The sequence below is a fragment of the Varibaculum cambriense genome (assembly GCF_022133705.1).
Classification (GTDB): Bacteria; Actinomycetota; Actinomycetes; order Actinomycetales; family Actinomycetaceae; genus Varibaculum; species Varibaculum cambriense_A.
This window is the reverse complement of record NZ_JAKNHJ010000005.1, coordinates 104,273-117,476: the sequence shown is the minus strand read 5'-3', so window position 1 is coordinate 117,476 and position 13,204 is coordinate 104,273. Positions and strand designations below refer to the sequence as shown.

The window sequence follows — 13,204 nt, the reverse complement described above, 5'->3', positions numbered from 1 at the left end:
CTTTATTCTAACCATAAATAGGAAACTTGCGAACCTATTTGACGGCCACGGCAGCCTGTTTCCGGACAGCTATCAGTAATAATTCCATTTTAACCTGGCCTTCCTTCCTAGATAATGTCCTGATTATTTGGGATTATCCCCCTCCGCCTTATCCACTAACTGGCATATCCGCCACGCCATGACCGAGAAACAACCAGTGCGGGTTAGACTTAACTAAGTTGATTTGAAGTTAGCGGAAGGAAGGATACAGTGGCTGGCTCCAGGCGCATAAAACGTCGGCTTTTCCGGCTGGTCATAGTAATTCTCACTCTCGCGTTATTGGCGATAATCGGTGGTGGAACCTTCTTATGGTGGCGTTACACCTCCAGGCAAGCACAATCAACTGGTTATTTTAAGGTTCAACCGGTACTGCAAGAGGATTTCCGGGCTCAAGACTATGAGATTGCGTCCTTTATTCCTCTATGGGGACAACAATCTTCCATTCGCCCAGTAACCTATGGAGATTACCGCATTGGTGCCGGTGTCACTGGCGATGGTAGTGGCGTGATCCTGCAATTAGCCGCCGATGGAACCTCTTCTTGGTCGGTAAACTTAGGGGCCCCCTTAGCTGCCTGCGCTCAGCAAACACTCGGAGGCGCCGATGGAGACCATCGCCAACTACCGTGTCTTTATCATTCGGGTAATGGTTCGGGGATAGCAATAGTGGATTTGAAAATGGGGACTGCCCGCTGGATATGGGAATCTACCGATTCCTATGCCAATATCGCTACCCAAGGAGCCCAGATCGTCCTCGTTGGGGAAGATCTTTCCCTCCTACGCCTATCGGATCAAGGCGAACAGCTAGCGGAAGGATTAGTTTCCCAGAAAGCTTCCGACCCGCAGCTACAGCCAGATCCCGGTAATTGCAACCTTGACGGTAAACCTACAGAGCAAGCACCAGAAACTTTTGAGACTTTCTCCGATACCCTCTGGGTTATCGGGCATAAAGGAATCAACTATTTGGTGGATCCCGAAACTAACCAGATTCAGGCTGCCAGTCCCGGCAGATTGATCCGTAACGCTGACGATACTGCTTGGGTGCTCAGCCCCGCAGATGGCTGCACTCACTCCCTATTTATTCAGCCGCAACGCACCCATATCACTACCCTCCCGCAGGGAACTACAGTTCCCACCGACAACTCTGGGCAGCTATTAGACCTGGTGCAAAAGGGAGGAAAGCTTTTCCGCATGGATTGGGAAAAGTTACGGTCCCTTCGCACCCTATTTGACGAAACCGAAATGAAACTGGGAGAAGGAACCCAAGTGCTCCCAACAACCAATTCTTTGTATGTTTCCAGCAACAACCAGCTGAGCTGCTATTCACGAAAGAATGGGAAAGAGCTCTGGTCCTTTAGCGAGAAAGTAAAACAAATGCGTCTACACCAGGACGTTTTGCTTTACACCACTGAGGAGGGACTGCTTAAAGCCGTATCCACTGCTGATGGCATTGAGCTATGGAGCGTTAGTGCTGTAGACAACGGCTTTTTAGAATCCATAAAAGACAAGAAGCTACAAATCCTGTCTCCGGCGGGATTGCAAACTTGGGGGCGGCAAGTCGGGGAAAATCAAACCGTAGGTCGCGGAGCCGCCAACCCCATGACCACTGCGGAACCCGGTTTCACTGTCCCGATTGATTCTTGCATCCGCGTAAGTGATACCAATGGTTCTGGCAGTTCCTACCAGGTGCAATTCAATCGGGTATCCTGCCAGCTAAAAGGAGCAGAAAAAGTTATCCGGGTAATCGATACCGGGCAAATCGATCGCGGAAAACCCGCGTCAGACTATCTTAAGAAGTGTCTAGAAGATCCCCAAGCCACGAGCGCAATCACCGTTACCAGCGCGATCGCCGACCCTAAAATATCTGCCCTGTGTACCGGCCGGGTGGCTTCAGGCCGCTAGGTACTATACAGGTTTCATCTCTCTGAACCTTTAACCCCACCTTTTGCTGAGACTGTTTCTTAGATAGGTGAATTCCCAATCCTGCCTCTGCCTGTCCGCTATATTCTTCGCTGCCCAGGCGCCAAGAGACTTCAGCCAAGTATTTTCCACGTCGCACCCGCAAATACCGGGCAGTAGCCGCAATCCCTTGACCCGCGGGACACATTTTCAATCCTCCTGGCGCTATTGCCAGTTGCGATCCCTCCGGAATCTCTATCCCAAACTGCGCGGCGGCCTCAGCGCTAAGGAAAGGACGATACCCCAGGAAAACAGCTGCAGCTTTAGAACCGGGATGAGTCCAGATTTCCTCAGCACTATTTACCGCCAAGATTTTCCCTTCATCCATAATTACAATCTGGTCTGCCAGGGAAAATGCTTCATCTTGATCATGGGTTACATAAACAACCGTCAATTGCAGGCTCCGAATAAGGTTACGCAAAGTAATCACCAATTCTTCGCGCAGCGCCCGATCTAGGGCAGATAAGGGCTCATCCAGCAACAGCAGTTCAGGCTCAGGCGCCAAAGACCGCGCTAGCGCCACCCGCTGGGCTTGCCCGCCCGAAAGAGTATCAATAGTGCGATCTTGATACCCCCCTAAACCTACACTGTCAAGCAGTTCTGAAACTTTTTCTTGCCTTTGCGCTTTAGTAAGATGCGCAATCCCATAGGCAATATTGCCGCTTACATTGCGACTGGGAAACAGTTGTCCATCTTGGAATAACATTCCGAAGCGACGCTGGTGTACCGGCACCTGTTCCATATTGCGTCCGCGCCAAGAAATAGTGCCTGCCGTTAAAGGTTCCAGTCCCGCAATCGCCCGCAATAACGAAGATTTACCACATCCCGAAGGCCCCAGGAGCGCGGTTACCGTACCTGTGGGAACCTCGATACTAAGATCTGTTACCGCTTGCACCTGCCCATATTGCACCCGCACCTGGGAAACAGTTAAGCCGTCCATCAGTATTCACCAACTTTTCTTCTTCGCAGCGCTTCTACTGCGCTCATTACCAGGGAACAGGTTAAACAGAGGATAACCGCCGCGGCCATCGCCATCCCATTTTCAGCGGGTCCCGCGCTGCCCGAGAGTTTATAAATCATCACCGGCAAAGTTAAGGACTCTGGCATCACCAGGAAAGAGGCCGCCCCAAACTCACCAAAACAAACTGCGAAGGCAAAACCAAAAGCCACGACTAGCGCTCCCCAAATATATGGACCATCTATGGTTAAAAATATCCGGGAAGGAGTCGCCCCCAAAGTGGCAGCGGCTTCTCTTTGCTTAGGGGTAACAGTTTGCAGCATGGGACGCATTAGCCGGATAACCAGCGGGGAGGCTCCCAGAGCTTGTGCTATTGGCAGTAGGAAGGGGCTATCAGCCAGGTTCCAGGGGGGAGCGGCAAGGGTGATCAAGAATCCTAGGCCGATCACCACACTCGATACCCCCAGTGGCAGCATGTTTAGGGAATCAAAGATCTCGGCGGCACGAGAAAGGTGAGGATTGCGATAGTGGCGACTGGTTACGGCAGCCACCAAAGCTCCCAGCAGGGTGGACAAAATCGCCCCGATGAACGCCGCCCGCAGGGAAATCCCCAGAGAATTGATTACCGGTTGCTCGATCAATATCGAGGCATCCGGGCGGGTCAGGTCAAGATAGTTTTGCAGCGTCCACTGACCGCGCCGGCGAAATGAGCGCGTCACTACCTGCGCCATTGGCGCCACTATCAACAGCGCAATCACCGCGGTAGCTCCCCAAATCGCCAGGCGCTGGCGGCCACGAGCGGGTTTTGAGTTCTCGACGGTAGCAAGTTTTACCCCGCCACGCGCCTTACTTTGAAAATACTGCGATCCAACTAGCGCCACCGCCACTATCACTACCTGCAGCAATGCCAAGACTGCCGCAGCTGCCAAATCTAAATCCACCGAGGTGGTTTGGTAAATCTGGCTTTCTAAAGTAGCTACCCCGATGCCTCCTAAAACCATTACCAGTGAATAGGACGAAGAACAATACAAGAAAACTAGGGAGGCGGCAGAGGCAATAGCCCCCAGCAGCTGCTGCATGGTGACTGTAAAGAACGCACGAGTCCGGGTAGCTCCTAAGGTGCGCGCTGCCTGGTAGGCACGCTGATCGATACGCGCCCAGACCGGCCCTACAGTCCGGACTACCAGGGAAACATTATAGAAAACCATCGCTAAGATGACAGCCCCCAAGGTGCCATCTAGCCGCAATACAGCCAGCCATCCGTCCTCCGAAAATAACGCTTTAAAAGCGGCTGCCACCCCGATAGTGGGTAGAACAAACGGGATGGTTACTAACGTGCGCAAGACAGTTCGAAAACGAAAATCTAAACAGTACAACACCCAGGCCAGGGGCAGACCCACCAGGGTAGAAAAGAAAGTTCCCCCCAATGCCAGGATTAAAGTATCCCGGATTGCCCTCCAAGTGAGGCTATCGGATAACACTCGCCCTAAAGTTGAAAAACATCCGGTTTCCCCGGCTTGGCCTACCCCCAGCCAGGCAAGAGCCAATACCGGATAGAAAAAACAGATCCCTAAAAAGACGAGCGGGATACCGGCCGCTAGGACGAGAAACACTCGTCCTAGCGGCCAAGTACGAGCAAAGGTAGGGCTCATCGAAGGGTTATCCTATTACCGCCTGCACCTGGCGAATCCACTCGCCGCGGTTTTGCTCAATCTGCGCCGGATCTAGTTGTTTGTCATTTTCAGGCCGGGGCGCGAACTTCTCCAGCTTCGGATCTAGTTTTACCTGTTCATCAATGGGGTAGGTAATGTTTTCATTCATAATGGCGCTCTGGCCTTCTTCACTGTATAGCCAGTCCAACACCTTTTCTGCGCCAGCGGCGTTCTTCGCCCCCTTAAGCACCACCCCATATTCGACCGCCGGATAGCAGGTGCCGGCGATATTGGCAGTCGGAGCCGAACTGCCGTCCTCGGAAACCGACCAATAGGGGGAAGAAGAATATGACATTACGATCGGGAATTTCCCTTTCCCTTCCCCCTGGGTGAATTCTTGGTTATAGGCTTCGTCCCAAGTGTTTACCGCTTTGGTTCCATTAGCCATCAAGTCTTTCCAATAGTTAACGAAACCGTCTTTCCCCTTTTCCTGCACCGTTGCCAAAAGCATCCCCAAGCCAGTATCAGATTTGGCGGGATTTTCGATTACGGTCAAGCCTTTATATTCTGGTTTCAGCAGGTCATCAAAGTTTTCTGGTACTTTCAGATTGTGATTTTTGAAGTAGGCAATATCGTAGTTGGCGCACACATCGGAGCGGTCTAAGGGCAGCGCCCCCTCTGCTTCCTTAATCAAATATTTTTCCGCCGAGGACGGAACCTTTACTGTAGAGGGCGCAATCACCCCCGCTTTGGCAACCTTCACCACGTTATTGGCGGTCAATCCCACCGCCATATCTCCTAACGGAGAGTCTTTACGCAAGATCAACTTGGAATCGAGGGTTCCCGATTCTTCCCCATTGACCAGCTTAATTTCCTGTCCGGTAGCGGCCTTAGCTTTCGCCAAAGATTCTTTTCCTAGCGTCCAGCTACCATTGGTAACCATAGTTACCGTATTGCTATCCCCCTTGGTGGGGGTAGAACTTTTATCGTTTCCACAGCCACTTAGCCCCAGAGCCAAGGCTCCAACGGCTAGGCATGCGGTAAAGCGCGCGAGTTTGCGCATTTTTCCCTCCATTTGTCAGGAGGGGACTTGCGAGCGCAAGTAAGAGACTCGACTTCCTGCGCCAGCATTACCTGGTTCAGGTGCGAGGGTCTGTCCACCGGGACACTCTCAGCCTATTCGGCTCCCCTGTCGTTATGGTCTCCTAGAGCCTATCACCGGTAAATCTGTTGCCTCTACACCACTAGCCTGAACCGGGAAAAGGTGTCCTAGGGAAGTTAGTTACCTAGGTCGAGGACGTCTTTATGACGCCCTCCATACCAGCTATTTGTGCGACGCATCGCGGCACGCTGGATAAGGGTGACGGCCACTCCCGAAATAGCGGCAAACAGCACTACCTCTAGCAACGAGGACTGGGCTGCTTCCTCCCCATCTTGCGGAGGTTTGTGCCCGGTAACTAGTTTCCAACCGGTGTTAATCGCCAGATTCGCGATCAAACCCGCACCCGCCAAGCTGGCGGCACTTGCTACTTTCCAGCCAATATCCATGGTTCGCCTTTCCACTTCGATAGTTACTACTAACCTACCCTAGGTGGACATTATCTGTTCCCAAATCTTAGTTACTCTTTCGGAGATGATCCTGGTCTTCACTCTGATCAGGGGAATCATCTTCGGTCTTAGCTGAATCTTTCTGCTGCTTAAGTTGCGCAAGCTCTCGACTTATCTGATCCTTCTCAAGGGCGCGGCGTACCAGCTCTCGTTCCCGTTCCGTTGCCTGATGATTTTGCGCTTCATGCTCGGCATATTCCGAAATCAGCTCACTGCCTTTCATGAGGCAGACGCAGACTAAGCCGATCAGGGAAAGTACCAGTAGCGGCACAAAAATATCTCCGAGGGCGCTCGCATAGGCATCTCGGACAACCTGTTGCTGCGCAGCTGGCAGTTTATCCAGTTCCAGGGTAGATAGATCCGCCATAGCGGCACCTTTCTTCCCTAGCTTTGCCATCCCAGAGCTGACCGCACGCGCAATTTCCCAAGTGAACACGAAACCGCAGATTTGTATCCCGATCGCGCCGCCCATAGAACGGCAGAAAGTAACTGTCGAGGTAGCGGCCCCCATATCGCGCAGTTTCACCCCGTTTTGTACCGCTAAAACCAGGTTTTGCATACTGGCACCTTGTCCGGCTCCCAATAGGAACATTCCCAGGGCGCAGAACCAGTAGGGACTATTTTTATCAATCAAGGTAATGAGGAAAATCCCGAGACACATCACCACGAAACCGCCGACCACAAAGCGTTTCCAGCGCCCTATTCGAGAAACCAGCACCCCGATCAAAGTAGAGGCAATAAAAGTACCGACCATCCCGGGCAGCAACGCCATCCCCGCGAGTGCCGGATTCATACCCTTGGCGATTTGGAAAAACTGGGTGAAAAACAAGGGCGGAGCATTAAGTGCGGTTCCTACCGATATTGAACCTAAAATTGCCAGCAGAGTGGTGCGCTGAGTAAACATCCACATGGGCATGATGGGCTCGGGGAAATGCCGCTCCCACAAAACGAAAGCCACCAGGAAAAGTGCCGCTAAAACCAGCATCACCGCCGTTTGCCACGAGGCAAAAGCGAAGGTTTTGCCTGCCAGGGATAACCAAATCAGGGCGGCTGATACCGCCGCAGTTATCAGACCAGTTCCCAGGAAATCGATACGCGGTTTACTAATCTGCGCGACTGGAACCTTCAAAAAACGCCACAGCACCGCCATAGCTGCCAGAGAAAAGGGGATCGAAACCCAAAGACACCACCGCCACCCTAGCCAAGGGGTGGCCACGATAAACCCTCCCACCAGAGGACCGGAGATATTGGAGATGGCCATGACTGCCCCGATATACCCGTTATAGCGACCGCGTTCACGAGGCGGAATAATCAGCGCCATAACCACTTGGGTCAGCGACATGATTGAGCCCATCCCTAAGCCCTGCACAATGCGAGTGAAAATCAGTTGCCAAGCCTCGGTAACCGCCCCTGAAAGCAGGGATCCTAAAGTAAACAGCCCGATTGCCCCCATTAAAAGTTTCTTCGAGTCATACATATCGGCAAGCTTGCCGGACACCGGGGTGGCTACCGTAGAGGCCAGCATCATGGCGGTGACGATCCAGGTGTATTGAGATTCAGTGCCATGCAGCGCCGACATCATAGTCGGCAGCGCAGTCCCGATGATGGTTACTGACATTACTGCCACGAATAGCACCATTAGCAGTCCGGATAATACTTGCAAGACGTCGGAGGATCTATTGGGCTGAACGGCTTGGATTTTACGATTCATATATTTCTTCACACCCCTCATTTACCGTTTAATTCTAGTCACCGGTAGAAAAAACTCGCTATTAAAAAAAGAGAACTGTTTTCTCCAGGTCAGCGTTTACAGCTGTTGGCTTGTAGTCCTTGATAGTAGCTAGGGGCTAAAAGATGCTAGTTCCAGGTAACTAAGAACGAGTCTTCGTCTACTACGGTTCCCTCAGCGGCTTCCGCTAATAGGCGGGCTGCGTCCTCAAACGCATGAGTCACTTTCATCCGTGCCACCCTTTCTACCCGGTTAAGACGCCGATTCCCCTGAGGCTGCCCTAACCATTGCAGCTGATAGATAGCAAACGGTTTCCCTGAATGGGGATGAAACCGTAGCACCGACGGCACCTGCAAACTTGCTTCCACCCCGAGGAAGAAATCTGCCCCCATCCCTAGCGAGCCGTATAGGGCGTAAGCATCGCCATTAGTTAGTTGGTTACCCATCTCTTGATCAAAGGCGGCGGCCTCTGCCGCTATCCAGTCCAGTTTCTCTTTGCCCAATTGGGCGGTAACTAAAGATTCAGCTTCTCGCTCCAGGCGCCGCTGAGAGCGACTAGGGCGTTCGCGGGCTCCCGGGTCTAGATTTAACTCTCCCAATACTGACTTTAGCAGTTCTTGAATACTGGTTTTTTCTATCCAATAGGGCGAGTACACCGCCAGATTAACCGCTGAGTCCGGGTCGGGGGAAAGGATCTGAGACGGAGCGTCTTTGGCGCTACTACCCGCACCCACCCGCAGGCTCCCCCCGAGGCGCCGGCAGATAGCCAACAAGCCGTTAAGTGCTTCAAATTCCACTCCGATGGGCTCACTAGCAGCAAAAGCATCACTAAGTAGGTCAACTCCGCGCAGTTCTTCCGTTAGCTGTCCAGAACGCATGGGCGGACAGTCCAACCGGAAGGCAATTTCACTATACGCAGGAAGGTTCAGGGCTTCGCGGACTGACTGGTCAAGCTGGAAAGGGCCGGCAAGTTCTGCCTGTCCGCTAAGCCGTAATCTGCCGGGAGCGAGCCATCCCGCGTCCTCCCAAAGGGAAACCGCTAGTGCTTCCACTTCATCCGGGGTAACTTCTGCAGGGAAAACCACCAGTTGCGGGCAACCGATTTCGGTAAAGTCGCTAGCTGGCAACAATCCCCGAGAGCGCATATAGGATGCTCCCGGGTCAATAGCGGCCGCTTGTTTTTGGGCTTGTAATCCCTGCTCGGTTATCCTGACTGCGCGAATTTTTCCGGTATCTATTCGCGCGAAGGTCGAGGTATCCGTAAGCGGGCTCTCGCTCACTGCATTTCTTCCATTTCCGGCACTTCACTACGGTTAAAGCCCAGGTAAGAGCGAGAGGCGGTGGGGCCGCGTTGACCCTGGTAGCGAGATCCTCGCTCCCTAGAACCATAGGGTTTTTCGGCTGAGGACGATAATTGGAAGAAACATAATTGACCAATTTTCATACCTGGGTAGAGCAGGATCGGCATAGTGGCAGTATTAGATAGCTCCAAGGTGACGTGACCGTTAAAACCGGGATCAATAAAACCGGCAGTGGAGTGAGTAAGCAGTCCCAGGCGACCTAGAGAGGACTTGCCTTCCAGGCGAGCCGCCAAATTGTCCGCTAGCTGTACCCGCTCCAGGGTCGATCCCAGCACGAACTCTCCGGGATGCAATACGAAAGGCGCGCTCTGCCCCACATCTACCAGGTGAGTCAGGTCATCTTGTGGCAAAGCCGGATCGATCACCGAATATTTATGGTTATCAAAGAGGCGGAAGTAGCGATCCAGGCGCACATCAATAGAGGCCGGCTGAATCATCTGCGGATCGTAAGGATCAATCTCAATTTCCCCGCTGGCACACAGTTTCGCAATGTCACGGTCAGATAAAAGCATGCCCCCAGTCTAGCGCAGCCGGCAGCTCGGTTCGGAAAACTTCATGTCTTAAAGCAGCAAACTCGGCAAGATAAAAGCGCAGAAGTCATCGGCCATTAACTTTTCAGTCATAAAACCTTTATTACTTGGACGCCTACTCCTAAACTTTTAGTTCCTAACCGTTAATACTGGTGGCTTATCAATGAGACGTGTCAACTGAAAACTCTAAACGGGTCGGCTCTGTTTCCCCACCGGCCTCTCCCCCGGTTCCCACCAAAGCAGGAAAAAATCCAGCGGGTCCGGCGAAACGCTCCGACCGCCCAGACCGAGCGGAAGGCTGGCTCGCAGCAGCGTTACTTATCCCCAACCTGATATTGCTGATGGTTTTTACCTACCGGCCGCTGGTAGACAATATTCGCCTGTCTTTTAGGGACTGGAACATTTCCTCTCCCCAAGCCACCTTTATTGGACTAGCGAACTACATCGAATGGTTTCAAGCTGATTCCACCGTGCGCATCGTACTAAACACGGTGATTTTTACCTTCGCCACCGTGGTTGGATCACTAGCCCTGGGACTGATGATGGCGATGATCCTGGATCAAAAACTCTTCGGCCGTAACCTAGTCCGCTCCGTGGTTTTCGCGCCCTACATTATTTCCGGAGCCGCCATTGGAGTGGCATTTCAATTCGTTTTCGACCCCAGCGTCGGACTCATCCAAGACATTATGACTCGCCTCGGCTTCACCGCTATCCCCGACTTCTACCAAAATCCCAACTGGGCGCTCTTCATGGTGACCGTGACTTACATTTGGAAGAATCTGGGCTACACCTTCGTAATCTATCTAGCTGCTCTCCAAGCTAGACGGATAGATCTGGACGAGGCGGCAGAGATAGATGGAGCCTCCCCGTGGCGACGTTTCACTAAAGTCCTATTGCCGCAACTACGTCCTACTACGTTCTTCTTGTCAATCACCGTACTTCTCAACTCAATGCAAGTATTCGACATTATCAATGTAATGACCCACGGCGGTCCGCAGGGTACCGGCACCACCACGATGGTTTACCAAATCTACCAGGAAACATTCGTTAACTCCCGAGCAGGATATGGAGCCACCGTGGCCACCATCATGTTCTTAATACTGCTGGTGATCACCCTGCTGCAGGTGCGAGTTATGGACAGGGATAACCAATGAGTAAAAAACTGGCTTTCCGCAAACAGAAAGCGGAAGAGTATGTCCGCGAAGACACGGTGACTACCTCAGTCGCATTCAAAATAATCGGTTATATCGCGATGATAATCGCCTTTCTGGGAATCATGATCCCGATTTATTGGATCGTGCTGACCTCATTTAAAACTCAAGGCGATATTTACACTCATCCGGCAACCTATATCGCCAACCCCTTTACCACTGAGAACTACCGGGCAGTAAGCAGTGAGATTCCCTTGCTCACCTACCTGCGGAACTCGTTGATTATTACCATCGTGCTCTCCGCGGTGAAAATCCTCCTGGGGGTGCTTTCGGCTTATGCCTTAGCGCTACTGCGCTTCCCCGGCCGCAACCTGGTTTTCATCTTGATTATCGCCTCCTTACTGGTACCTAACCAGATCACCGTAATTTCAAACTATTCGCTAATCGCGGGTATGAACATGCGCAATACCTTTGCCGGGATTATCTTGCCTCTGGCCGGTACCGCTTTCGGTACCTTCCTCATGCGTAACCATTTCCTGTCGCTACCTACTGAAGTGATCGAAGCGGCTCGCATGGATGGAGCCGGCCCTCTAAAGCTGCTGTGGCGAGTAGTGTTGCCGATGTCCTGGCCAACTTTATCCGCATTCGCCCTGATCACCATCGTTAACGATTGGAACGAATACCTGTGGCCATTCCTAATGTCAGAGGACGAACGTACCGCTCCTATCCAAATCGGATTGACTTTCCTTCAAAACAACGAGGGTCTCACCAATTGGGGCCCGGTCATGGCTGGCACGGTGCTAGCTGTGATTCCCCTCTTGATCGTGTTTTTCGTATTGCAGAAGAACATGATCAAAGGACTTACTACCGGGGCAGTTAAGGGCTGACCCGAACAAGCAGAAAGGTAAAAATGAATCGCACACGGAAACTGCTCCTGACCGGAGCCGCAGTTGCATCCCTAGTACTGTCGGGATGCGCCGGCACTTCCTCCTCGGGAACTATCGAGCAAAATGACCCGAAAGGTAAGGTAACCCTGGATGTTTGGTCTAACCACCCGGCTAACTCCAAAGATACCGAGAAAGAGATTATTGCCGCTTTCGAAAAGGAAAACCCCAATATCAAGATTAAGCTCACCGACGCCGGAAAAGATTACGAGGAAGTGGCGCAAAAGTTCAACGCCGCCCTCACCGGTGGACAAACCCCGGACGTGGTGGTTGCTTCCGACGTAACCTGGTACAACTTCGCACTAAACGATAATTTTGCTCCCCTAGATGACTTGATGAAAAAGGTGGATGCAAAACCCGATGACTACGTAAAGTCGCTTTACGATGAATACACCATTGATGGCAAGCACTACGCGGTTCCCTATGCGCGTTCAACTCCGCTTTTCTACTACAACAAAGACCTGTTCAAGAAAGCCGGTGTTCCCGACCGCGGCCCTAAGACCTGGGAGGAATGGAATAAAGATTTCGCACCTAAGCTAAAGGCTTCCGGAGTGCTGCCCTTGTCCATTCCTGACGGATCCAACTACTTGGATTGGTACTTCCAGGGCATGATCTGGTCGATGGGTGGTTCCTATTCCAAAGATCTGACCGTCAATGTTGCCGATGAAAAAGGCGTGGCTGCTGGCAAGTTCCTGCAAGACCAGTTCAAGAACGATTACTTTAAAGCCACAAAAGATGCGACAGTTCCGTTCACTACCGGACAAGCAGCCGCGATGCTGGAATCTACCGGCTCGCTGCAAGGCGTTGAGGAAGACGGAAAAGTTAACGTAGGTACCGCTTTTCTACCTACTCCCGAGGGCGTACCCGGGGTGTCTACCGGTGGGTGCGGCCTAGCAATCCCCGCCAACTCTAAGAATCAAGAGGCGGCTGCTAAGTTCATTGCCTTCCTCACCAATACCGAGAACACTGTAAAGTTCTCGCAGGCTACCGGGTATATGCCGGTAAGAACCTCTGCGGTTGACTCGGATGAAACTAAGTCCTATATCAAAGAACACCCGAACTTCCAGACCGCTCTCGATCAGCTACCCAAGACCAAAGCGCAAGATGCTGCCCGCGCTTATGTTTCGGGGGGCGGTCAAAAGATTGGTGCCGCTTTAGACAAGATCGCGCAAGGCGAGGACGTACAGTCCACTTTCGATGCTTTGCAAAAGGATCTGCAAAAGATCATTGACAGCCAGATCAAACCAAAACTCGATAAGAAGAAGTAACTATTAGG

At 52.1% G+C, this 13,204-nt stretch carries 11 protein-coding genes and 1 riboswitch; of the genes, 4 read left to right on the top strand and 7 right to left on the bottom strand.

The genetic code is table 11. From position 1 onward, the window contains the following. Positions 1–249 precede the first annotated feature (249 nt). Positions 250–1,938, top strand: coding sequence for a PQQ-binding-like beta-propeller repeat protein (locus L0M99_RS03790; RefSeq protein ID WP_024058383.1), 1,689 nt, complete (start codon positions 250–252; stop codon positions 1,936–1,938). Here L0M99_RS03790 and L0M99_RS03785 read toward each other — a convergent pair. The 7 genes from L0M99_RS03785 to dcd form a co-directional block, all read right to left on the bottom strand. Next, positions 1,892–2,935 (bottom strand): ABC transporter ATP-binding protein, encoded by a 1,044-nt coding sequence (locus tag L0M99_RS03785; RefSeq protein ID WP_024058382.1) that lies wholly within the window; start codon positions 2,933–2,935, stop codon positions 1,892–1,894. The two genes, L0M99_RS03790 and L0M99_RS03785, sit on opposite strands and share 47 nt — an antisense overlap. Next, a complete protein-coding gene (locus L0M99_RS03780) occupies positions 2,935–4,605 on the bottom strand; it encodes an ABC transporter permease (RefSeq protein WP_024058381.1) in 1,671 nt (556 codons plus the stop codon). Before L0M99_RS03780 ends, L0M99_RS03785 begins: the two co-directional genes overlap by 1 nt. 7 nt (positions 4,606–4,612) lie before the next feature. Next, complete coding sequence (locus tag L0M99_RS03775; protein ID WP_024058380.1) at positions 4,613–5,668, bottom strand: thiamine ABC transporter substrate-binding protein; 1,056 nt, start codon at positions 5,666–5,668, stop codon at positions 4,613–4,615. A gap of 36 nt (positions 5,669–5,704) precedes the next feature. Beyond that, positions 5,705–5,806, bottom strand: a riboswitch (TPP riboswitch). Between the two features lie 77 nt (positions 5,807–5,883). Next, entirely contained in the window at positions 5,884–6,168 is a 285-nt protein-coding gene (locus L0M99_RS03770; RefSeq protein ID WP_238127811.1) for a DUF4235 domain-containing protein, read from the bottom strand. 52 nt (positions 6,169–6,220) lie between these two features. Next, positions 6,221–7,945 (bottom strand): MDR family MFS transporter, encoded by a 1,725-nt coding sequence (locus L0M99_RS03765; RefSeq protein ID WP_024058378.1) that lies wholly within the window; start codon positions 7,943–7,945, stop codon positions 6,221–6,223. 125 nt (positions 7,946–8,070) lie between these two features. Then, complete coding sequence (locus L0M99_RS03760) at positions 8,071–9,222, bottom strand: hypothetical protein (RefSeq protein WP_024058377.1); 1,152 nt, start codon at positions 9,220–9,222, stop codon at positions 8,071–8,073. Beyond that, positions 9,219–9,815 carry a dCTP deaminase gene (gene dcd / locus L0M99_RS03755; protein ID WP_024058376.1) on the bottom strand — a complete coding sequence of 199 codons (597 nt, stop codon included), beginning with the start codon at positions 9,813–9,815 and terminating at the stop codon, positions 9,219–9,221. Before dcd ends, L0M99_RS03760 begins: the two co-directional genes overlap by 4 nt. 188 nt (positions 9,816–10,003) lie before the next feature. On the opposite strand from dcd, the gene L0M99_RS03750 reads away from it, so the two are divergent. From L0M99_RS03750 to L0M99_RS03740, 3 genes are read left to right on the top strand one after another with little or no spacing between them, the layout of a single operon-like run. Further along, positions 10,004–10,987 carry a carbohydrate ABC transporter permease gene (locus tag L0M99_RS03750; RefSeq protein WP_024058375.1) on the top strand — a complete coding sequence of 328 codons (984 nt, stop codon included), beginning with the start codon at positions 10,004–10,006 and terminating at the stop codon, positions 10,985–10,987. Beyond that, positions 10,984–11,871 carry a carbohydrate ABC transporter permease gene (locus L0M99_RS03745; RefSeq protein WP_024058374.1) on the top strand — a complete coding sequence of 296 codons (888 nt, stop codon included), beginning with the start codon at positions 10,984–10,986 and terminating at the stop codon, positions 11,869–11,871. Before L0M99_RS03750 ends, L0M99_RS03745 begins: the two co-directional genes overlap by 4 nt. A gap of 23 nt (positions 11,872–11,894) precedes the next feature. After that, positions 11,895–13,196, top strand: coding sequence for an ABC transporter substrate-binding protein (locus L0M99_RS03740; protein WP_024058373.1), 1,302 nt, complete (start codon positions 11,895–11,897; stop codon positions 13,194–13,196). The last annotated feature ends 8 nt before the right edge of the window (positions 13,197–13,204 follow it).

Excerpts from the sequence above, each read along its gene's own strand:
- L0M99_RS03785 (WP_024058382.1), bottom strand. The coding sequence starts at position 2,935 with ATGGACGGCTTAACTGTTTCCCAGGTGCGGGTGCAATATGGGCAGGTG.
- L0M99_RS03780 (WP_024058381.1), bottom strand. The coding sequence starts at position 4,605 with ATGAGCCCTACCTTTGCTCGTACTTGGCCGCTAGGACGAGTGTTTCTC.
- L0M99_RS03775 (WP_024058380.1), bottom strand. The coding sequence starts at position 5,668 with ATGCGCAAACTCGCGCGCTTTACCGCATGCCTAGCCGTTGGAGCCTTG.
- L0M99_RS03765 (WP_024058378.1), bottom strand. The coding sequence starts at position 7,945 with ATGAGGGGTGTGAAGAAATATATGAATCGTAAAATCCAAGCCGTTCAG.
- dcd (WP_024058376.1), bottom strand. The coding sequence starts at position 9,815 with ATGCTTTTATCTGACCGTGACATTGCGAAACTGTGTGCCAGCGGGGAA.
- L0M99_RS03745 (WP_024058374.1), top strand. The coding sequence starts at position 10,984 with ATGAGTAAAAAACTGGCTTTCCGCAAACAGAAAGCGGAAGAGTATGTC.
- L0M99_RS03740 (WP_024058373.1), top strand. The coding sequence starts at position 11,895 with ATGAATCGCACACGGAAACTGCTCCTGACCGGAGCCGCAGTTGCATCC.